The sequence below is a fragment of the Geobacillus thermoleovorans genome (genome assembly GCF_001610955.1).
In the GTDB taxonomy this organism is placed as follows: Bacteria; Bacillota; Bacilli; order Bacillales; family Anoxybacillaceae; genus Geobacillus; species Geobacillus thermoleovorans.
The window spans coordinates 25625-46777 of sequence record NZ_CP014335.1 but is presented as its reverse complement, the minus strand read 5'-3'; the positions used below and the strand labels follow the sequence as shown (position 1 = coordinate 46777).

The window sequence follows — 21153 nt, the reverse complement described above, 5'->3', positions numbered from 1 at the left end:
GCCGATCACCTGCCTCCTAATCGTAGACGGAATTTATTAGCCAATGGGAAAGCTTCCAACTCCTGTTCAGAAAAAACATGTCCTTTCACAATACACGCAAGGTAAACGACAGCACCGATGGCAACGCCGCCAAGCGCCTCGGCAGCCGCCCATAGCCGCCCCTCGCTCGAGCTGTCCATCAGCCACCTATACCCATGCAAGACGACGGCCATCATAGCGGCCGCTTTCACGGTTGGGTACATGTATTTCCGGCCCGCCGTCCGATATTCACGCGGCAAAAAGGCGCATAAAAAGCCTGCCATGAGCGCATAAGCACCCGTCGTCGCCGCGGCGGCGCCAAGCGCTCCAAACCGCGGAGCAAGCCAATGCATAAGCGCGGCCTTCCCCGCCACTGCCAACGCCACGCCGGCAGCGGCCGTCCATTCCCTCCCCATTCCTTGCAATAATGCAGAGGCGGTCAACGCGATCGTAGTAAAAAAGACAGAGGAGGACAAGACGGCGAGAACCGACGAACCGTAGTCATTCTCGAACAACATCGCATTGATCGGTCGAATGAGGCAAATGAGCCCTAACGAAGCACCAAGCCCAATGACAACGGCAAGCCGGATGGACAGCGCTCCATAGGCGAAAACGGCACCTTGGCGGCGCGCTCCGGAAAGAAGTGGAACAAGCGCCAATGAAAACGACGTGCCGACGACCGTGCCGAGCTGAATGAGCGGCTGACCGCGGTCGTACACTCCTTTTAGCCGCTGCACCTCATCGAGCCTTGCCCCCGCTTCCTGTAGAAGCGGAACGAATAAAAATGAATCGACGAGTGGAATCAGCGTCAACGCCATATTCGTCAAGCAAATGACCGTCCCCGCCGTCAATAAACGCCGGCCCACCTGTCGATCCCAAGCTGGCGGCGTGCGGCCCGACGTTTTTAGCCGCCGACGCCGGGACAGGAAGAAAAGCAAAATGAAAAGCGCCGCCGCCATGCCTACTAGCGTCCCTGCGACCGCTGCCATGCCGCAAGCATAGACGTCGGCGCCGCGCTGCACCGCTCCATACGACAGCCCTAAAATCGCCGTCACCCGGACGAATTGCTCGCCAACTTGGGACGCCGCTGTCGGCGTCATATCATGCCGCCCTTGGAAATAGCCACGCAACAATGCGATGGGCGGAAACAGCAAAAACGAAAATGAAAGCAAGCGCACGAGCGGCGTAAGCCGTCCATCGCCCATCGCCGAGGCAATCACCCCCGCCCCTAGATACAGCGAAGCAAACAGGATGACGCCAAGGACGCTTAACACCAACAAGGCGACGCGCACACTAGCGGCAGCGCCCGCTTCATCCTGTCCCGCCAACCGCTCGGCGACAAGCTTCGAGACGGCAACCGGGTAGCCGGTCAGCGAGAGTGCGACGACGATGCCATAAATCGGGTACACTTGTTGGTAAATATAAAAACCAATGTCCCCGACCATATTTTGATACGGAACACGGTACAAAGCGCTTAATAGTTTCGCGGCCAAAGCGGCGGCCGTTAAGATCGCCGCCCCTTTCCATACGTTTCCCATCCAGTTTCTCCCCTCGCATAGACAACCCACTCAACCTAGACGCCGGAGGGCGATAGAAGCCGCCAAGCGCCATTATGGCTACGCTCGATATTATAGCGCAACTTCCGCCTGTTGGACAAAGGTGATGGTCAACTCGCACGGCTTCATGCGCTGTTCCGCAAGCCAAGCGGACGAAAAAGCAGGATGTGGAAGCGATTCCGGGATTCAAGGCATCTCGCCCCCATTTGCCGGGCGGAAAAAAAGGCAGCCTGTGAAGCTGCCTTGTTGTTTCGCCTATTGTTCCATTTGTCGAGCCAAAAAGCTGGCGGCTGTTTCTACTGCTTTATGCTCCACTTCACCAAGCGTTTTCTCGCGCGATAAAATGATGACTGCTCCGATCGGATCGCCGTTGGCGACAATCGGGCCGATCGTATACGACTTCAACGTTTCCGTCATCCCGTCAACGAGCTCGACTTCCCCTTCCTCCGTATGGAGGATGGAATTGCGGTCTTCCATGGCTTTTTCCACCAACGGGCTGACGCTTTTGTTCATATACTCTTTTTTCGAAACGCCGGCGACAGCGATGTATACATCGCGGTCGCAAATGAGCACAGGCTGGCCGAGGCTGTCAAACAGCGCTTCGGCGTACTCTTTGGCAAAGTCGCCTAATTCACTGATCGGCGAATATTTTTTCAAAATGACTTCTCCATCGCGGTCAACAAATATTTCGAGCGGATCTCCTTCGCGAATGCGCAACGTTCTGCGAATTTCCTTCGGAATGACAACTCTCCCTAAATCATCAATGCGACGAACAATACCGGTTGCTTTCATGCCTTGTATACCCTCACTTTCATCTAGGATTTGAAGGATACTCCGATGAACCCTTTCAATGGGGAATTCACCATTGTTGTCATTAGTATCCTTCACAATCCACGTTCTATACGTGATGAAAGTGATTTTGGCCATTTTAGATAAAATTGCCCATCCTTCATTATCGCCACATGCAGGAAACGATAAACATCATAAAACTTTTTCTTGATTATGCCGTCACCGACTTCTCATTTTCCACCCCAGACAGCCGCCGCAGCGTCTCCTCTAAAATCATCAGCCACTCGTGCGGCTTCATTTCCTTGATATAGAGCACAATTTTCAGCTTCGCTCCGTCCATGCCAAACCCGAATAAGCGGCCATGCCGGCGTCCGATGTCAGATAGACGCTGGATTTCCACCGTTTTCGATGCCTGTTCAGTAAACAAGATGTCAATTTGCTGCTTATGTTGCTTCATCGATTCGACGCCAAGCTGCTTGGCCAACACCTTCAACTCAGCAATTTGGAACAAATACGCAACTTCATCTGGATAATCGCCGAAGCGGTCGACCATTTCCTCACGCAGCGCCTCAACGTCTTCGAGCGTCTCCACTGCCTTAAATCGCTTGTACATCTCGATCTTTTGCAACTCGTCTGCAATGTATGTGCTCGGAATATAGGCGTCGACTTCGACATCGATGACGACATCCGGCCGCTCGTCTTCTCGCTTGATGCCGCGCCGTTTCTCGATCGCTTCTTTCAACATTTGCGAATACAAATCGAATCCGACCGAGTCGATAAAGCCGTGCTGTTCGGCGCCGAGAATGTTGCCCGCGCCGCGGATCGACAAATCGCGCATGGCAATTTTAAAACCAGAGCCGAGCTCGGTAAACTCTTTAATGGCTTGCAGCCGCTTTTCTGCCGCTTCATTGAGCACTTTATCTTTCCGATAGGTGAAATACGCATAAGCGACGCGGTTGGAGCGGCCGACGCGCCCGCGCAGCTGATACAGCTGCGACAATCCCATCCGGTCGGCGTCATAGACGATAAGCGTGTTGACATTCGGAATATCGATGCCCGTTTCAATGATCGTCGTCGTCACCAGCACATCGTATTGCCCTTCCAAAAACGCCAAAATCGTCGATTCGAGCTCCGTTTCCGACATGCGACCATGCACGTAAGTGACGCGCGCTTCCGGGACAAGCTGTGCGATTTCTTCCGCTTTCAAGTCGATATCTTCAATATGGTTGTAAAGGAAAAACACCTGCCCGTCGCGGGCGAGCTCACGTTCAATCGCCTCTTTGACGAGTTCGGGCGTATATTCCATGACATACGTTTGCACCGGGAATCGGTTTTCAGGCGGCGTCTCGATGATCGACAAATCGCGCACGCCGATCATCGACATATGCAACGTACGCGGAATCGGCGTCGCCGTTAAGGTGAGCACGTCGATGTTCGCCTTCAGCTGCTTAATTTTTTCTTTATGCGCCACGCCAAACCGTTGCTCCTCGTCGATAATGAGCAAGCCTAAATCTTTAAACTTCACGTCTTTCGACAGCAGCCGATGCGTTCCAATGACCATATCGATCGTCCCATCTTTTAGCCCTTTGATGATCTCGGCTTGTTGCTTTTTCGTCCGGAAGCGGTTCAACAGTCCGACGTTGATTGGGAACCCTTGAAACCGTTCGCGCACCGTTTCGTAATGCTGTTGGGCCAAAATCGTGGTCGGCACAAGAAAGGCCACTTGTTTGCCGTCCATAATGGCTTTAAACGCCGCCCGCAACGCCACTTCCGTCTTCCCGTAGCCGACGTCGCCGCAAAGGAGGCGGTCCATCGGTTTGTCGCTCTCCATATCACGCTTAATTTCCTCAATCGACCGAAGCTGATCTTCCGTCTCTTGATACGGAAACGCCGCTTCAAATTCGCGCTGCATCTCGGTGTCCGGCGAAAACGCATATCCTTTGCTTGCCTCACGCTCGGCGTACAGCTTGATTAAATCTTCAGCAATATCCTGGACGGATGATTCCACTTTCTTTTTGACCTTTTTCCATTCCGAACCGCCTAGTTTGTAAATTTTTGGTTCTTTTCCTTCCGAGCCGACGTATTTTTGCACTTGATCCATTTGGTCGACCGGAACATACAGCGTATCGCCGCCTTGGTACTGGATATGAATATAGTCTTTATGCACCCCGTTGATTTCTAACGTCTCGATGCCTAAATATTTCCCGATGCCATGGTTGACATGGACGACGTAGTCGCCGACTTGCAATTCGGCGTAGCTTTTGATCCGCTCGGCGTTGGACAGCTTTTGCCGGCGCACCGGGCGTTTGACCCGTTTTTTGAACAACTCTTCTTCTGTGATGACGGCAATTTTTTGCAACGGCAATTCAAACCCGGTATTTAAATCTCCTTCAAGGAGCTGGCATTTGCCATGCAGCAAAGCCGCATCGCGCGCGAGCGGCAGCGCGTCAATCTCATAATCTTGAAGCAATGATTGCAGCTTTTTCACCCGCTCTGCATTCGGCGCCAAAAAGACGACCGCATAGTTTGCCTTTTTCCACCGCTCGACTTCGGATTGAAGAAGCGCCATTTGCCCATGGAAGTTTTGCATTTGTTTGCACGTAATATTGACGACGTTTTGTGGGTGGGCATACGGAACATGGCGCAAAAACAACGATAAGTATACCCGCTGGAATCGATGTTTTTGCAATAATTCAGAAAACGAATGCGAAAGCGGCACGCCATGAATCATTTTCCCACTGTCAAGCAAACTCGTATACCATTCCGCCTCTTCGCGGTCCAACCGTTCCGCCGCCTCTTGCAGCCGGCTCATTTCATCCATGAGCAGCACGCCGTCTTCTGGCAGGTAATCTAGCAAACTCGCAACCTTTTCATAAAAAAGGGACATATATTTATATTGTTGCTCGATTTCCTGCCCCTCGCGCAATTGCTCAAGCTCAGCGTGAATATGTTCATACATCCGCTGTTTGGCGGCCTCATCTTTCATCGTCTCCAAACTCGACGCAAGCCCCGCTTCAATCCGCTCGATTCCTCGGCGCCGCGTCTCACCATCGAGAATGATTTCATCGGCCGGCCCGATCATGATGCGCTCGATTTGCCCTTGCGAACGTTGGTCGTCAGGGGTGAACGTCCGAATCGATTCGATTTCCGTATCAAACAGCTCGATGCGGTACGGAAGCTCAGCGGTCAATGGATAAATGTCGATGATGCCGCCGCGGACGCTGAACTCTCCGGGGGCGGAAACGGTGCCGACCCGTTTGTACCCCATTTGCACAAACTTCTGTTTACAACGTTCTACATCGAACTCTTGTCCAACGGAGAAGGTGAACAAATACTGCTTCCAAAGCGACGGCGGCGGCAACAAACGCCGCAAGCCGGCGACCGGGCAGACGACGACTCCTTTTCCGCCTTGCGCCCAATGGTTCATAATCTCTAGGCGCTGTGCCTTCAGCTCCGGGCTGGCGACCGCCATCTCAGCGGCGATCACTTCGTTTACTGAATAAAGGAACACGTCTTCCGGCCCGAGCAACGAAACGAGATCGTCATACATTTTTTGCGCCTGAAACAAATTGTGAGAGACGACTAACAGCGGCCGGCCTGTCTCCTTGTAAAGCGTGGAAATAAAAACAGACCGGGCCGATCCGGACAGCCCGGCGACAAGCTGTTCCTTCAAACGGACATGGAGCCCCTCGATGATCGTACGGACATCTTGGTTTTCAGCTAAATAGCGATGCAACGAAAGCACCCCTATTCTCCCTCCTCTCAACGCCAGTTTCTTTCCGTTTCATTGGCCTGGCGCAAACACAAAAACGCTTTGGTCGCCCAAAGCCGCCCTTAATGGATGAATTTTTCGTATTGATGCCATTCTGGGTTTCGCGCCAGCGCCTCTTGACAGTCTTCGCAAATCGTTTTCACATGAATGTCACCGTTCGGTTCATACGAAATCATCTCGAGCCGTTCCTCTTCCGTTAAGTGGTGGAATCCCAGTTTCTCGCTGTATATCGGCATTTGCTCAATCGTTCCGACTTTTGCACCGCAATGGCGGCAATAGTAATGTAGCGCCATTCAAGCCAACCTCCTCACTGGGCACCGGGCTGTTCCGCCCACAAGGCAGGCGAAGCCGACGCTTCGGCCGCCTCCCGTACTCACATTGTGCACCAGTTCAGAGGAAAATATTCACTCGTTAAAATCATTCATCACTTGAATAAATGGCGCCTTCACCGCCTGTTCACACGCATCGGCAGCCCGCAGCACCGCTTTGTCCACCGCCGGTTTCTCCTCTTCCGTAAAGCGGCTGAGCACGTAATCCGCAACCGGTTGCCCGTTCGTTGGCCGACCGATGCCAATGCGAATGCGCTTAAACTGCTCGGTGCCAAGGTGGTGAATGAGCGATTTGACGCCATTATGGCCGCCGGAGCTTCCTTTCAGACGAAGGCGGATTTTTCCCGGCGGGAGATCGAGGTCATCGTAAATGACGATGACATCATCGATGGCAATGTCGTAGTAATCCATAAGTGGGCGAACACATTCCCCTGATAAATTCATATATGTCAACGGTTTGCATAATGCCACTTTTTCGCCAGAAACGGACGCCGTTCCGAACAAGCCGCGAAATTTAGCGGTTTTTAACGATACATTCCAGCGCTTCGCCAGTTCGTCGATGACGAAAAAGCCGACATTGTGCCTTGTTTGCTCATACTCCTTGCCCGGATTGCCGAGCCCGACAAACAGCTTCAATCCTCGCGCTCCTCTCTTTGCATGATACTACAAAAGACGTAACCGAAACGGTTACGTCTGTCACTCTTCTGGCGTCGTTTCTCTTCCTTCCGCAGCGTCAGGCTGCCCTGCCTCTTGCTGTTCGCCGCTATCGATTTCTTCCTCTTGTTGCGGCGGCAAGATCGTGGCGATCACTTCGGAAGGTTCATGATTGATTTCAAATTTGCCGTCCGTTTGCACGTCGCCAACGGTGACGGTATCACCGACTTGCAGTCCGGAAATGTCCACTTCGATCACTGGAGGAATGTTCGCCGGCAGGACGCGGATGGACAGCTCATGCAAGTTTTGCTGCAACACGCCGCCATCCTTCACGCCAGGCGCCTCGCCTACTAAGCGAACTTCAACGTCAATATCAACTTCTGTCGATAGATCAACCGCTTGAAAATCGGCGTGAAGCAACTCGCCACGCAACGGATCGCGCTGCATCTCGCGCAGCAACACCGAGTAGTCCTCGCCGCCGACTTTCAGCGTCAGCAAGCTTGTGCGTCCGCCTTCACGAAGCACTTTTTCCAGTTCAGCGGCGCTGACGAAAATCATTTTGTTTTCGACTTTTTTGCCGTACAAAATCGCTGGAATGCCGCCTTGCGAACGAATACGCCGCAATGTCGAACGTTTTTTGTCTGTGCGTTCTTTCGCTTCCAACACAATCGCCATGTTTCTTCACCTTCCTGAATTAGAATCTATTGACTACTTTATCCTAAAACAAGAAGGGCTAAACATGTTTTCTTGCGTTAGTCGAACAGGACGCTGACAGACTTCATTTCATACACGCGCGTAATCGCTTCAGCAATAAGCGGAGCCACCGACAGCTCTACAATTTTATCAATTTTTTTCTCTTCTGGCAAGGCAATTGAATTGGTGACGACCAGTTCCTTAATTTTGGAACTTTGAATGCGCTCGATCGCTGGACCAGACAGCACCGGATGGGTGCAGCACGCGTACACTTCCTTCGCTCCGCTTTCCGCTAGAGCGTTGGCCGCGAGTGTAATCGTGCCGGCCGTATCGATAATGTCATCAATCAAAATGGCCGTTTTCCCCGCCACTTGCCCGACAATGTTCATCACTTCCGCCACGTTCGGCTTCGGCCGGCGCTTATCGATAATGGCAATCGGCGCTTTCAAGCGGTCGGCGAGCTTGCGCGCCCTTGTGACACCCCCATGGTCCGGAGAGACGACGACAATATCTTCCAATTGTTTACTTTTGAAATAATCCGCCAAAATGGGCACACCCATCAAATGATCGATTGGAATATCGAAAAATCCTTGAATTTGGGGGGCATGCAAATCAAGCGTGATGACGCGCGACGCTCCGGCCGTCTCGAGCAAGTTGGCGACCAGCTTCGCTGTAATCGGTTCGCGCGAACGCGCTTTCCGGTCTTGACGGGCATAGCCGTAATACGGCATCACGATATTGATCGTGCGGGCCGAGGCGCGCTTTAACGCGTCGATCATGATAAGCAACTCCATCAAATGCTCATTGACCGGCACGCTCGTCGATTGAATGACGAACACATCGTCGCCGCGGATGCTTTCTTCAATGTTGATTTGAATTTCCCCGTCGCTGAAACGGGAAACGGAACATTTGCCGAGCTCGATTCCCATGACTTCTGCAATTTCCTTCGCCAACTTCATGTTCGAGTTCAGAGCGAACAATTTTAATTGATGCTGACAGTCAGACATGATAGACCTCCGCTAAGATTTTTTCTTGCCTGGCAGGCGATCGACATAATTTTCTTTATTGACTTGCCGGGCGCGGGCAATGGCGAGCGCGCGACCGGGGACGTCATTCGTGATCGTCGATCCGGCGGCGACGTAAGCGCCTTGTCCTACCGTAACCGGTGCAATCAAATTGACATTGCAACCGATAAACGCCCCATTTTCGATTTTGGTCATATGCTTATTCACGCCGTCGTAGTTGACCGTAATCGACCCGCAGCCAAGATTGACATCGGCGCCGACTTCAGCATCGCCGATATAACTCAAATGCGGCGCCTTGCTTCCTTTGCCGAACGTCGATTTTTTCACCTCGACGAAATTGCCGATCCGCACCTCATCGTCGATTTTTGACAGCGGTCGAATATGGGCGAACGGGCCGATCGTCACATCCGAACCAATCTCGCTGTCATGGGCGACCGAATGGCGAATCGATGTGCGATGGCCGATATAGCAATTTTTAATTTCCGAATTTGGTCCAATGACGCAGTCTTCACCGATCACCGTCTCGCCTTCAATCACCGTGCCGGGGTAAATGACCGTGTCGCGTCCGATCATCGCCTCGGCGGAAATATAAGTGGAAGCCGGATCGATGATCGTGACCCCGTTTTTCATATGCTGACGGCAAATTCGAGCACGCATGATCCGCTCCGCTTCGGCGAGGGCGATGCGGTCGTTTACGCCGATCGTTTCCTCAAACGACGGCGCCTGATAGGCGGATACAACGCCGCCGTCGGCTTTGATAATTTCAATCACATCCGTTAAATAATATTCACCTTGAGCGTTGTGGTTGGTCACTTTTGTAAGCGCTTGAAACAATGTCTGGTTGTCAAAGCAATAGATTCCCGTGTTAATCTCGCGAATGTTCCGCTCTTGCTCGCTCGCATCCTTATGTTCGACAATTTTCTCGACATGGCCAGCCTGGTTGCGGACAATGCGGCCATATCCGGACGGATCATCAGCGATGGCCGTCAATACGGTCGCCTTCGCCTTGGCGGCCATATGATGCTCGACGAGCGTCTCCATCGTCTCAGCGGTGATGAGCGGCGTATCCCCACAGACGACAATCGTCACTCCTTCAAGGCCGCGCAAATGCGGAGCCGCCTGCATTACTGCATGCGCCGTCCCGAGTTGCTCCTCCTGCAGGGCATATTCACACTGAGAGCCGAGCTGTTCTTTCACTTGTTCCGCCCCAAATCCCACTACCGCAATCGTTTTTTCCACCCCAAGCTTCGACACTTGGTCGATGACGTGCTGAACCATTGGCTTGCCGCAAACGGGATGAAGCACTTTATACCACTTTGATTTCATCCTCGTCCCTTGTCCGGCCGCCAAAATGACCGCATATCGCTTCATGTGAAAGGCCTCCAATTACCCTTTTATCCATAATTGAATATATATGAATCAGTGGCACTTTTCAAGGAAACAATGCGGTTGCCAAAAAAATAGAGAGCTTGGTGAATTTCACCTAAGCTCCCTTTCATATGTTTACGAAGCGCCAGCTTCTTCAAGTTCTTCTTCCAACTTCCCGAGGCGGTGATATTCAGCGAGGATCGCCTCCTGGATTTTCCCGCGCGTGGCGGAATTGATCGGATGAGCGATATCACGGAACTCCCCATCTGGTGTGCGCTTGCTCGGCATCGCGACGAACAGCCCATTGTTTCCGTCGATGACGCGGATGTCATGGACGACGAACTCGTTGTCCAACGTAATGGAGGCGATCGCTTTCATCCGTCCTTCGGTATTGACGCGGCGTAATCTTACGTCTGTCACTTCCATTTTGCTCACCACCTTTTCCCCTATATGAGACTCGATGTAATTAATTCCACGTGCTCGAGTCATTTCCTTCTTTTTTCGAAAAATTTTTTATAAATTTTTATGTAGGGAAAAAGTGGGGCTAATCATTACGGAACGAGGGCAACGACTTCAATTTCGACAAGGACATCTTTCGGCAGCCGGGCTACTTCCACGCACGAGCGCGCCGGCTTATGGTTCGGGAAGTATTGGCTGTACACTTCATTCATGGCCGCGAAATCATCCATATTTTTCAGAAATACGGTCGTTTTCACCACCGTATCGAGCGAAGCGCCGGCCGCTTCCAATACGGCCTTCAAGTTTTGGAACACTTGATGCGTCTGCGCTTGAATGTCGCCTTTCACCAATTCCCCTTCTGGAGTGAGCGGGATTTGCCCCGAGCTGTAAAACATGTTGTTGACGATGATCCCTTGCGAATATGGGCCGATCGCTTGCGGCGCCTTCGTTGTCTCTACCTTTCTCATGAGCCAGTCTCCTTTCTTGATTTTTATGTCAAGCAGCGAGTGCTATAAAAACGCTTTGTAATTGCCTTCTTTGACAGCGATCCGCTTTTCTTTTACGTCGACCTCGGACAGTTTGACGAGTGAAATGTATTCGTCGACCAACCGTTCTTTCGCCTCCTCCGACTCGACGAGCACGCCAATGCCGGAGACATTGCCGTTAAACTCCTGCAGCAAACTGATCATGCCGTTGATTGTACCCCCCGCCTTCATAAAATCGTCGACGATGAGCACATTGGCTCCTTCCGCTAAGCTGCGCTTCGATAGGACCATCGTTTGGATGCGTTTGGACGAGCCGGATACGTAATTGATGCTCACCATCGGTCCTTCTGTCACTTTATTGTCATGGCGGACGATGACAACGGGCACATACAAAAAGTTGGCGATGGCATACGCGAACGGAATCCCATTGGTGGCGATCGTCATGACGACATCCACCGGACGGTCGGCAAACATCGACGCATAAAGGCGGCCGATTTTGTTCATAATACGGGGATCGCCAAGAATGTCGGTCATATACAAATATCCGCCGGGAAGAAGCCGATCCGGACGCGACAGTTGTTCACACAAATACGCAACCACTTCTTCCGCTTCCTCAGCAGCCATTTTTGGAATGTATTGCACGCCACCGGCAGCGCCGGGCAGCGTCCGAACGGTTCCGATTCCTTGCTGCTCGAACGTCTGCTTAATGATGGCCAAATCTTCGCTGATCGACGATTTGGCCGATTCGTACCGCTCGGCAAAAAATGTAAGCGGAATGAGCTGATGTGGCCGTTCAAGAAGATAATGCGTCATATCAACTAAACGGCCGCTTCGCCTTAGCTTCATAGCCGACCTCCTGAAACCGAATATTATAAATATATTTTAACAAAAATGTACGTGTTTAATCAAGAGAATGTCGTTCTCCTAACATTCTCACCGCAAACACTTGGTCACAAAAGCCGCGCAACCCATTGTATACCCGCTGCATTCTCGAATCGTGCTCGATCAGTCCAAACACGGTCGGCCCGCTGCCGCTCATCAGCACCGCATCAGCGCCAAACCGCTTCATTTGTTCTTTAATATGCGCGACTTCCGGATATTTTTTCAACGTCACTTCCTCAAGAACATTGCCGACCAACCGGCAGATCGCCGCATAATCTTGCCGCTCGATCGCTCTCACCATCGCATCGACGTCTGGATGGCTGACACGCTCAAGTTCCAAGTTTCGGTACACTTCCGCCGTCGATACACCGATCGGGGGCTTGGCCAGCACAACCCAGCACGGCGGCGGCGAAGCGATCGGAGTGATGATTTCCCCGCGCCCCGTCGCCAAGGCGGTTCCGCCGTAGACGCAAAAAGCGACATCTGATCCGATTTTCGCCCCGAGCTCTGCCAGTTCATCCATCGTTAATCCAAGTTGCCAAAGCTTGTTCAACCCACGCAGCGTCGCCGCCGCATCGCTGCTTCCTCCCGCCAATCCGGCGGCCACCGGAATATGCTTCGTAATCGAAATGGCCACCCCTTGGCGGATCGAAAACGTCTCTTTAAGAAGCTTAGCCGCCTGATACGCCAAGTTGCGGCAATCATCCGGCACAAAGCGGTTTTGCGAAACGATGCGGATCGCATCTTCCTCCGGCAACGCGACAAGCTCAATGCGATCGGCCAAATCGATCGTCGTCATCACCATTTTCACTTCATGGTAACCATCCGGGCGCTTATAAAGAACGTCGAGTGACAAATTGATTTTCGCCGGCGCTTTTATCGACAACCTCACTCATCCTCACCTGCTTCCACGCGCAATCATGAATAAGCGGATTGGCATCCATCGGCTGCTTTCCGTCTCCGCCGTCTTTGCCCCGTCTCATCCGCCTTTCTTTCGTCAACCCATTTTATCATATTACCATGTTCTGGCGACGACGCCAAACAATATATGTATGCAAAAAAGGGCGCCCCGTTCGGGACACCCTCGCCGCAACACGCCCCGCTGCCGGCGCTATTCCGTTGTTCCGGCCAGCTGCCGCTCCGCCCGTTCAATCGCCAATCTGACCATGTTTCCTGCGTCTTTCGCGCGGATGGCGCCCCACCCCTCACGTTGCACGACATCGTAAAAGCCCAACTCTTTCGCCAGCTCTTCTTTCAAGCGTTGCGACATAATCCCGCGGCGTCGACCCAATGTCAGCAACCCCTTTCCATGTTCATTGGCGCTATGGCATGAAACGTTTGGCAACCCGCCGGCGCATCAACAAGCCGGCTTTGCATTTGGCCGGGCAAAAGGCGGCTGCGGCAGTTTTAGTATGAAATAAAGAGGGCCGTTTTATCATAGTTCCGAAAGAAAACTCCCGCTTCAAACAAAACGAAGTGGGAGTAGTTCACGTCACCTATTTATGACAAAACAAAAAACAAAAAGCAGCAAACAAATCTGTCTACTGCCCCCCTGCTTGCTCATCATCCCAAAACGTCAACTTTACTGTCTCTGTCAATACGTCGGCGTAGCTGAACGATACGCGTTCAAACGAATTCTCTTTTTGATCCAGCTCAATGACAAATACGGATGGATATGTTTCCGCCAAAATACCACAACGCTCAATCATTTTTCTGCGTCCGCCGTTGGCCCGCAGCGTCAACCGTTTCCCGATATTGGAATCCAGCGTTTTTTTAATATCGGATAAAGTCTTTGGCATTCATCATCCACCTCACTATTTGTAATTATAACAAAGATGGTGTCTAAAGTCAAAAAATAAAGATTATATCAAGGCATTTTTATTTCTGTCAATGTATATTTTTCTACAATATCCTTCTTTTTATGTGTGATGTGGAACTTTTTTGTAAAAAAATGCGACGGACGTATAGAAAAAACCGCCCATCAACTGCGGCGGTTTTCCTCTCGATTCTCAATGAGGCGAAACGGCATCCCGGTGCGGAGCACGCCTTTCGTTTCCACCCCACCAAGCCCCTTTTCCCCAGTTAACGTGTTGCGCAACACATCCCATACGTCGACCGTTTCGGTGAACGGGGTGAAGCTGAGGCGCGAAACGATATAGACGGGGTCCAGAGCATGAATGTTCACCCGCGCTGGTGAACTGGCAAAATTCGCCCCAGCGCGGATGAGCGACTCAAAGTGCGACTGGCAGGCGCCGGCGAAAATGATCAGTTGGTCCAAATGGGGCACTTTTTTGCGCGCCTCTTTCACCGTTTGCACAAAATGGCGCGAATGGCGGTACGCTTTTAACTCATGCACCTTTCCTTTTGACTTCGAATACGAATCATGCCCGGTGATGACTAAAATATCAGGGCGAAACTGCTCGATCCAGTAGCCAACTTTTTCCGGCATTTCGCTTTCCTCGCAGTAAATGCCGTGCACCGGCACGCCGATCCGCTCATACAAATCCATACATTTGCGCAAATATAACGGGTCGCCATCCAAATGAAGAACGCGCCCCGGAATTTGAAAAAAATCTTTCTCCACCCGGTATCCGCCGGTCGCCCGATATTCGACTTTTTGCTTGATCGCCTGATAATCTTGGCGAAAAAGCCGATACGATTGTTCGATCAGCTCGATTTCCCGCTTTTTCCGTTCCTGTTGCTCCTGCTCATCGATGACGACTAAATCGCTGCACGGAGCGTCCGCGACGAGGCGCACGTCTTCACCATACAAAATCGCTTCCCACTCGCCGTTTTTTTCTTTAATATCAATCACTCGGAACAATAAATCACATTGGTAAGACTTGCGGGCGACAATATCGCCGATTTTAATGACGTCCATCACCGCTCACTCCATTGCATAATCGTTGTCATCCATACGATATGCACGTGCGGACAATAGGTGATAGACGCCTGTTTGGACGGCTTTGGTTGACGAAAAGACCGCTGCCCCCTAGAGGAGTGCTTTCTTTACGACTCCTTCATTTGCCGAAAAGCGGTGCCAACGCGTTGCTTAATGAAGCAAACTCAGCGATGTCAAGCGTCTCTCCGCGGCGGCGCGGGTCAATGCCCAAAGCAACGAGCACTCGTTCAATTTTCTCTTTGTTCTCTTTTCCTCCCGGCAAATTGTTTGTTAAGTTGTTGAACAGCGTTTTGCGGCGCTGGGCGAAGCTTGCCCGCACCACTTGGAAAAACACGCCCTCATCGTCGACAACAACAGGCGGATGCTGCCGCTTTACGAGCCGGATGACAGCAGAATCAACGTTCGGCTGCGGCATAAAGACGGTGCGCGGCACCGTCATGACGACTTCCGCTTCGGTATAATACTGCACAGCGATCGTCAGCGAGCCGTAATCTTTTGTCCCTGGCTTAGCGGCAAGACGGTCGGCGACTTCTTTTTGCAGCATGACGACCATGCCTCGGATCGGCAACCGCTCGGTAAGCAGCTTCATAATGATCGGTGTCGTCACATAATAAGGTAAGTTGGCGACGACCATCCGGTCGCTTACATCAGCCAGTTCCTCGGCGATGACGGCATGCAAGTCGACCTTTAATACATCTTGGTGAAAGATGCGCACATTGTCATAAGGAGACAGCGTGTCGGCCAAAATGGGCAACAGTCGGCCGTCGATTTCGAAAGCGACGACTTTTTTCGCCCGTCGCGCCAATTGTTCCGTCAACGCTCCGATGCCCGGTCCGATTTCAATCGCTCCTGTATCAGGGGAGATGTCGGCAACATCCACGATTTTCCGCAAAATGTTCGCATCGATCAAAAAGTTTTGCCCAAGGCTCTTTTTAAACGAAAAGCCATATCGCTCCAAAATTTCTTTCGTCCGCCGCGGTGTTGCAATATCTTTATACATCGTCTGCCTCCTCCTGCATCACGTGCGCTAACGCGGCATAAAAAGCATCACGGGAAATGCGGAACACTTGCAGCCGCTTATGAAACTGCCGACCGTTCGCATAGCCGATTTTCAGCTCCTCGCCGAGACGCTGCCGCCGCCGGCGCGCCATCGCACCGCCGATCAACCCAGCCTCGATCAGTTCAGCAAACGTAATTTCTTCCTTCCAATCCGACGCCTCTTCATACACGTTGGCGAGCGCCCGACGGATTTCGTCAGGGGACGCGTGCTCAACCCCGATGCCCTTGCCGTTTTTCGCTTTGGCTGCCTCGCGCGGCAAAAAGGCATGCTTGCACCCCGGCACCTGTTCGGCAATCGTGCGGCGAATTTTTTCGCCGGGAAAATCGGGATCGGTAAAAATGATCACGCCGCGGCGCTCTTTCGCCAGCTTGATCCGCTCAATGACATCCGCGCCCACTGCTGCTCCGTTTGTCTCGATTGTATCGGCATCGACGGCGCGCCGGATCGCCGCCGTATCATCTTTTCCTTCCACAACGATCACTTCTTTGATCTTCATCCTCCCATTGCAGAAACAACGGAATCGTCTCTTTTTCCTATTTCTGCAATGCCTCCTTTCCGGTAAAATCAAAAGTAAGGCGAATCATCGCCGAAAGCCGCTTCATTCCCTTATTATTTTTTGAATTTCGCTGAAACTTTTTTTCCGTTTGCATCGTCTAATTTAGTAGAAACGGCGCGCATTGTCGCGGCACAATGCCATTATAGCGAAAAAAAGCAGAGGGAAAAAACCCTCCGCTTCGTTCTCCCATCGCATCTCTATGGCAATACCCGTATTTTCACGCGCTTTCTGCCCCAACGAAACGCATCCGATCGTTCCGGGAAAAACACATCAATTTTATATCCGCGGATGCCTGAGCCGGTGTCAGCGGCAATGGCATATCCGTATCCTTCCACATACACTTTCGACCCAAGGGGGATGATGGACGGGTCGACCGCAATCACTTTAGCGGAAGGATTTTTGCGCAAGTTGATGCCCGTGCTTGTTATGCCTGAACAGCCTGCACAATAGGCAGTGTAGGCGGTGGCGGTGACGTAAAATTCCTTCGCGGCATGGTCCGAGCCGCGCGAGGACGGGCGGTCGGGCGCGGCAGCTGAGCGCACAGTTTTCGTGCCGATGGCGACAATGCGCGCCTTGCTTTCTTTTAGCGTTTTCGCAGCGATTAGTTTGCGCGCCGTTTCTTTGCCGTTTTCCAATGTCACCTCATACGTTTTTTGAACCATCCCTTTTTCTCCAGGCTGAATGACGCGCCGCTCTCCTTTCGGCAATGAGTCGTCCCGTTTTGTCACCACGGCAAAGTCGACGGGTTCTTCCACTACATCGGTGACTTTTTTTACTCGGACCACACAAATGGTCATCTGTTCTTTGACCATTTCGTGCAAGGAGGGCTCTATCCGATCGAGTTGACCTAGCTGAATCCCTTGCTGCTTCAAAAAGTCAGCGACCGTAGTCGAAGTTGTCCATACCTGCTGTTGTTTACCGCCGACATTGACGTGGACTGGAAACGCCTTTTCAACGCCGATGTCCATGCCTTTTTGAATTTTCGCCGAAAGCGCCGGCGCCACTTTGTCATACGGCCCGACTGCCACGTGCTGCGAACGGAGCAGCTCCGCGACTGTATCGGCTGTCGTCCATATCTTTTTCTTTTTTCCATTGACCGTCAGCGTCACTTCTTTGCTCGCTTCCCAAACGATATGGAGATCGTCGGTGATCGGTGAGTGGAGAGACGGATAAACATAATCTTCTTTGCGCGGTTGAATGTTTTGCTCCGCAAGCAGCTCTTTCACCGTTTTCGCATGAGTGCGAATTTCTTGTTTGTTTCCGTTTTTGATCAGCGTCACATCGTCTTTGGCCATCTCATATCCAGCAACCCCTGTCGTCGCGGAGATGGCGAGAAACCCGCCCGCTGTGACGGTCACGTTTTTCCTCCATAAGTCCAGCCATTTCCTCCCATTCGGCAACATCAGATGAACGCCTCCTTTTTCTACGGAATTCCCCTCTCCCTTTAACATGTACGCACGAGCATACTCTATTATGCAGAAAATTCAGTGAAAAAGGAAGGAAGACTTGTCGACACGCGGTTGGCTCATATCGGCTGAATTTGTAGAATTTTATCGTCTTCGCCGCACCTTCGACAAGCTTCCCCGCTGTTCGACGCCTAATTTTAGCGGTCGATGGCGAACAATTTTTTGGCATTTTCCGCCGTTGTTTCCGCTACTTCGGCAAAAGAAATGTTTTTGATCTGTGCGATCGCTTCGGCAACGTATTTGACATAGCTCGGCTCGTTTCGTTTGCCGCGGAAAGGGTGAGGCGTTAAATATGGACAATCGGTTTCGATCAATAAATGGCTCAGTGGAATCTCCTTCGCCACTTCCTTCGGTTTTTTCGCATTTTTAAACGTGACCGGTCCGCCAAGGGAAATGAGAAAATTCATGTCCATGCACTGTTTGGCCACCTCGACGCTGCCGCTGAAACAATGCATAATCCCGCCGACTTCGGCGGCGTTTTCCTCTTGCAAAATTTTTAAAATATCTGCCGTCGCCTCACGGTTATGAATAATGATCGGCAACTTCACCTTTTTAGCCAGCCGGATTTGCTGCCGGAACACCTCTTGTTGCACGTCTTTCGGCGATTTATCCCAATGGTAGTCAAGCCCCATCTCGCCGAGCGCCACGACTTTCGGGTGAGCGGCGAGCTGTTCAATCATCTGCAAATCATCGTCCGTCATCTCGATCGCATCAACCGGATGCCAGCCAACCGCCGCATAAATAAACGGATACCGCTCGGCCAGCTCGATCGCCCGATCGATCGTCGGACGGTCAAACCCGACGACGACAATGTGTGAAACCCCTTCATCGCGGGCGCGTTCAATGACTTGTTCCAAATCTTCTTCGTATTGGACTGCATTCAAATGTGCGTGCGTATCAAACAGCATACTAATGCCCTCTTTTCCACCTTGATGTTAAGTGTAGCATAGAAATTGGTTACATACGTCACATTTCGTTAACATTTCCATTACAAAATAGCGACAAGGAGGTGTCAAGCGCAACACCCCCCTGCCAAGCAAACCGTTATTTGATTTTCGTTCCATTCGGCACGTGTTGATCAACCGTCGCCAGCGAAAATTCCCCGCCGCTGCCTCCGGCTAGAATCATGCCTTCCGACCATTCGCCGCGAAGCTTGGCTGGTTTTAAATTGGCGACGCAAATGACTTTTTTGCCGACTAGTTCTTCTGGTTTGTAAAACTCAGCAATGCCGGAGATCACTTGCCGCTTCTCGCCGCCAAGGTCAAGCTGAAGCTTCAACAGCTTATCGGCGTTTTTTATCCGTTCGGCATGGATGACTTCAGCGACGCGCAAATCGATTTTGGCGAACTCGTCAATCGAAATTTCCGCCGCCTCCGCTGCTTTTTTTTTCTCTTTTACCGGTTCGGCGGCCGGTTTGCCCCCTTGCATATGCGCCTTAATGTACTCCACTTCCGCTTCGATGTCGAGGCGCGGGAAGAGCGGTTCTCCCTTTTGCACTTTTGTCCCTTCCGGAATGAGGCCGAAATCGTACAAGCTGTCCCATTCTTTTAATGAATGATCAGTGATGCCGAGCTGAGCGAACATGCGCTCCGGCGTGCGCGTCAAAAACGGCTGGAGCAGCACCGCCGTATGGCGAAGCGATTCAGCCAAGTGGGTCATGACGGCGGCAAGCTCATCCCGTTTCTGTTCGTCTTTCGCCAATACCCATGGCTGCGTTTCATCGATGTATTTGTTCGTCCGGCTAATCAACTGCCAAACAGTGGCGAGCGCGACGGAAAACTCCATTCCCTCCATCGCTTCTTCATATTGACGCACCACTTCGCGCGCCGTTTGCGCCAACTCTTGGTCAAACGGTGTTTTCGGCCCGCGGTATGGCGGAATAACGCCGTCGAAATATTTCTCGATCATCGCCACAGTACGGTGCAACAAGTTGCCTAAGTCGTTGGCCAAGTCATAGTTGATGCGCTCAATAAATCCTTCCGGCGTAAACACGCCATCAGCGCCGAACGGCACTTCCCGCAGCAAATAATAGCGGAGCGCATCAAGCCCATACCGGTCGATGAGCGTCACCGGGTCGACGACATTTCCTTTCGATTTGGACATTTTTCCATCCTTCATCAGCAACCAGCCATGGCCGAATACTTTTTTCGGCAACGGCAAGCCGAGCGCCATCAACATAATCGGCCAATAAATCGTATGGAAACGGACGATTTCTTTGCCGACCAAATGGACGTCCGCCGGCCAATATTTGCGGAACTTTTCATCGTTGTCCGTGCCGTAGCCGAGCGCTGTGATATAGTTGGCAAGCGCGTCGATCCAGACATAGATGACATGCTTCGGATTGCCTGGCACTTTAATGCCCCAATCGAACGTCGTCCGGGACACAGCCAAATCCTCAAGCCCCGGCTTAATGAAGTTGTTGATCATCTCATTTTTCCGCGATTCCGGTTGGATAAAATCGGGATTTTCTTCGTAATATTGCAACAAGCGGTCGACATATTTGCTCATCCGGAAGAAATAGGACTCTTCTTTCACTTTCTCAACAGGCCGGCCGCAGTCCGGACAGTTGCCGTCCACAAGCTGCCGCTCAGTGTAAAACGATTCGCACGGCGTACAATACCAGCCTTCATATTCGCCCAAATAAATATCGCCTTGTTCGACAAGACGGGTAAAAATTTGTTCGACGACTTTTTTATGCCGCTCCTGCGTTGTGCGAATAAAATCGTCGTAGGAAATGTCGAGCTTCTTCCATAGCTCCTGAATGCCAGCGACGATCTCATCGACGTATTGCTGCGGCGTTACTCCTTTTTCTTCCGCCTTGCGCTGAATTTTTTGCCCATGCTCATCGGTGCCGGTCAAATACATGACATCGTAGCCGCGCATCCGTTTATAGCGAGCCATGGCGTCCCCCGCCACCGTTGTGTAAGCATGACCGATATGCAGGCGGTCGCTCGGGTAATAAATCGGCGTCGTCAAATAAAACGTTTTTTTCTCCATCGGTTAGGCCCTCCCTCGTACTGTTGAGCACAAAAGCCCCCGTCCGGCGACGAGAGCGGCGTTACTTCTATTTTACATAATTTTTTCATTCTACAAAAACATCTATTTCTCGTGGGCTGAAAAAATATACCCAAACCGGCAA

The 21153-nt window shown here is 51.7% G+C and carries 20 protein-coding genes; all 20 read right to left on the bottom strand.

Going from position 1 to position 21153, the window contains the following annotated elements; translation table 11 throughout:
• Positions 1-5: 5 nt before the first annotated feature.
• The gene (locus GT3570_RS00245; RefSeq protein ID WP_023634492.1) at positions 6-1556 is read right to left on the bottom strand and encodes a putative polysaccharide biosynthesis protein; all 1551 of its coding nucleotides are present in this window, start codon (positions 1554-1556) and stop codon (positions 6-8) included.
• 273 nt (positions 1557-1829) lie between these two features.
• Positions 1830-2366 (bottom strand): stage V sporulation protein T, encoded by a 537-nt coding sequence (spoVT, locus tag GT3570_RS00240; protein ID WP_011229564.1) that lies wholly within the window; start codon positions 2364-2366, stop codon positions 1830-1832.
• Positions 2367-2574: 208 nt separating this feature from the next.
• Positions 2575-6108: a transcription-repair coupling factor gene (gene mfd, locus GT3570_RS00235; RefSeq protein ID WP_021322637.1), complete on the bottom strand. Its 3534-nt coding sequence runs from the start codon at positions 6106-6108 to the stop codon at positions 2575-2577.
• An 89-nt stretch (positions 6109-6197) separates the two neighbouring features.
• Positions 6198-6428, bottom strand: a complete 231-nt coding sequence (locus GT3570_RS00230) for an anti-sigma-F factor Fin (RefSeq protein WP_011229562.1) — start codon at positions 6426-6428, stop codon at positions 6198-6200.
• A 111-nt stretch (positions 6429-6539) separates the two neighbouring features.
• Complete coding sequence (gene pth / locus GT3570_RS00225; protein WP_021322636.1) at positions 6540-7100, bottom strand: aminoacyl-tRNA hydrolase; 561 nt, start codon at positions 7098-7100, stop codon at positions 6540-6542.
• Positions 7101-7160: 60 nt separating this feature from the next.
• Positions 7161-7793 carry a 50S ribosomal protein L25/general stress protein Ctc gene (locus GT3570_RS00220; protein ID WP_012820446.1) on the bottom strand — a complete coding sequence of 211 codons (633 nt, stop codon included), beginning with the start codon at positions 7791-7793 and terminating at the stop codon, positions 7161-7163.
• A 77-nt stretch (positions 7794-7870) separates the two neighbouring features.
• Complete coding sequence (locus tag GT3570_RS00215; RefSeq protein WP_012820445.1) at positions 7871-8818, bottom strand: ribose-phosphate diphosphokinase; 948 nt, start codon at positions 8816-8818, stop codon at positions 7871-7873.
• A gap of 12 nt (positions 8819-8830) precedes the next feature.
• Complete coding sequence (glmU, locus tag GT3570_RS00210; protein WP_023634490.1) at positions 8831-10207, bottom strand: bifunctional UDP-N-acetylglucosamine diphosphorylase/glucosamine-1-phosphate N-acetyltransferase GlmU; 1377 nt, start codon at positions 10205-10207, stop codon at positions 8831-8833.
• A 132-nt stretch (positions 10208-10339) separates the two neighbouring features.
• Positions 10340-10630 carry a septation regulator SpoVG gene (gene spoVG / locus GT3570_RS00205; RefSeq protein ID WP_003247437.1) on the bottom strand — a complete coding sequence of 97 codons (291 nt, stop codon included), beginning with the start codon at positions 10628-10630 and terminating at the stop codon, positions 10340-10342.
• Between the two features lie 125 nt (positions 10631-10755).
• On the bottom strand, positions 10756-11130 hold the full coding sequence (locus GT3570_RS00200; protein ID WP_011229557.1) for a RidA family protein: 375 nt from the start codon (positions 11128-11130) through the stop codon (positions 10756-10758).
• 42 nt (positions 11131-11172) lie between these two features.
• Entirely contained in the window at positions 11173-11994 is an 822-nt protein-coding gene (purR, locus tag GT3570_RS00195) for a pur operon repressor (RefSeq protein ID WP_014194574.1), read from the bottom strand.
• 55 nt (positions 11995-12049) lie between these two features.
• Positions 12050-12922: a 4-(cytidine 5'-diphospho)-2-C-methyl-D-erythritol kinase gene (ispE, locus tag GT3570_RS00190; RefSeq protein ID WP_013143962.1), complete on the bottom strand. Its 873-nt coding sequence runs from the start codon at positions 12920-12922 to the stop codon at positions 12050-12052.
• 219 nt (positions 12923-13141) lie between these two features.
• Positions 13142-13321 (bottom strand): small, acid-soluble spore protein, alpha/beta type, encoded by a 180-nt coding sequence (locus GT3570_RS00185; protein WP_013143961.1) that lies wholly within the window; start codon positions 13319-13321, stop codon positions 13142-13144.
• A 250-nt stretch (positions 13322-13571) separates the two neighbouring features.
• On the bottom strand, positions 13572-13829 hold the full coding sequence (gene veg / locus GT3570_RS00180; RefSeq protein ID WP_011229553.1) for a biofilm formation stimulator Veg: 258 nt from the start codon (positions 13827-13829) through the stop codon (positions 13572-13574).
• Between the two features lie 182 nt (positions 13830-14011).
• The gene (gene yabG, locus GT3570_RS00175) at positions 14012-14911 is read right to left on the bottom strand and encodes a sporulation peptidase YabG (protein WP_014194570.1); all 900 of its coding nucleotides are present in this window, start codon (positions 14909-14911) and stop codon (positions 14012-14014) included.
• A gap of 139 nt (positions 14912-15050) precedes the next feature.
• Positions 15051-15932, bottom strand: coding sequence for a 16S rRNA (adenine(1518)-N(6)/adenine(1519)-N(6))-dimethyltransferase RsmA (gene rsmA / locus GT3570_RS00170; RefSeq protein ID WP_023634488.1), 882 nt, complete (start codon positions 15930-15932; stop codon positions 15051-15053).
• Positions 15925-16488: a ribonuclease M5 gene (gene rnmV, locus GT3570_RS00165; protein ID WP_014194568.1), complete on the bottom strand. Its 564-nt coding sequence runs from the start codon at positions 16486-16488 to the stop codon at positions 15925-15927. Before rnmV ends, rsmA begins: the two co-directional genes overlap by 8 nt.
• A gap of 257 nt (positions 16489-16745) precedes the next feature.
• Positions 16746-17951: a G5 and 3D domain-containing protein gene (locus GT3570_RS00160; protein WP_014194566.1), complete on the bottom strand. Its 1206-nt coding sequence runs from the start codon at positions 17949-17951 to the stop codon at positions 16746-16748.
• Between the two features lie 200 nt (positions 17952-18151).
• Positions 18152-18922, bottom strand: coding sequence for a TatD family hydrolase (locus GT3570_RS00155; protein WP_013143959.1), 771 nt, complete (start codon positions 18920-18922; stop codon positions 18152-18154).
• 136 nt (positions 18923-19058) lie between these two features.
• A complete protein-coding gene (gene metG, locus GT3570_RS00150; RefSeq protein ID WP_062898294.1) occupies positions 19059-21011 on the bottom strand; it encodes a methionine--tRNA ligase in 1953 nt (650 codons plus the stop codon).
• Between the last annotated feature and the right edge of the window lie 142 nt (positions 21012-21153).

Coding starts and splice junctions, on each gene's coding strand:
- purR (WP_014194574.1), bottom strand. CDS start 11,994: ATGAAGCTAAGGCGAAGCGGCCGTTTAGTTGATATGACGCATTATCTT.
- GT3570_RS00155 (WP_013143959.1), bottom strand. CDS start 18,922: ATGCTGTTTGATACGCACGCACATTTGAATGCAGTCCAATACGAAGAA.
- glmU (WP_023634490.1), bottom strand. CDS start 10,207: ATGAAGCGATATGCGGTCATTTTGGCGGCCGGACAAGGGACGAGGATG.
- spoVG (WP_003247437.1), bottom strand. CDS start 10,630: ATGGAAGTGACAGACGTAAGATTACGCCGCGTCAATACCGAAGGACGG.
- GT3570_RS00230 (WP_011229562.1), bottom strand. CDS start 6,428: ATGGCGCTACATTACTATTGCCGCCATTGCGGTGCAAAAGTCGGAACG.
- metG (WP_062898294.1), bottom strand. CDS start 21,011: ATGGAGAAAAAAACGTTTTATTTGACGACGCCGATTTATTACCCGAGC.
- GT3570_RS00215 (WP_012820445.1), bottom strand. CDS start 8,818: ATGTCTGACTGTCAGCATCAATTAAAATTGTTCGCTCTGAACTCGAAC.
- yabG (WP_014194570.1), bottom strand. CDS start 14,911: ATGGACGTCATTAAAATCGGCGATATTGTCGCCCGCAAGTCTTACCAA.
- GT3570_RS00220 (WP_012820446.1), bottom strand. CDS start 7,793: ATGGCGATTGTGTTGGAAGCGAAAGAACGCACAGACAAAAAACGTTCG.
- rnmV (WP_014194568.1), bottom strand. CDS start 16,488: ATGAAGATCAAAGAAGTGATCGTTGTGGAAGGAAAAGATGATACGGCG.
- rsmA (WP_023634488.1), bottom strand. CDS start 15,932: ATGTATAAAGATATTGCAACACCGCGGCGGACGAAAGAAATTTTGGAG.
- spoVT (WP_011229564.1), bottom strand. CDS start 2,366: ATGAAAGCAACCGGTATTGTTCGTCGCATTGATGATTTAGGGAGAGTT.
- veg (WP_011229553.1), bottom strand. CDS start 13,829: ATGCCAAAGACTTTATCCGATATTAAAAAAACGCTGGATTCCAATATC.
- GT3570_RS00245 (WP_023634492.1), bottom strand. CDS start 1,556: ATGGGAAACGTATGGAAAGGGGCGGCGATCTTAACGGCCGCCGCTTTG.
- GT3570_RS00200 (WP_011229557.1), bottom strand. CDS start 11,130: ATGAGAAAGGTAGAGACAACGAAGGCGCCGCAAGCGATCGGCCCATAT.
- GT3570_RS00160 (WP_014194566.1), bottom strand. CDS start 17,951: ATGTTGCCGAATGGGAGGAAATGGCTGGACTTATGGAGGAAAAACGTG.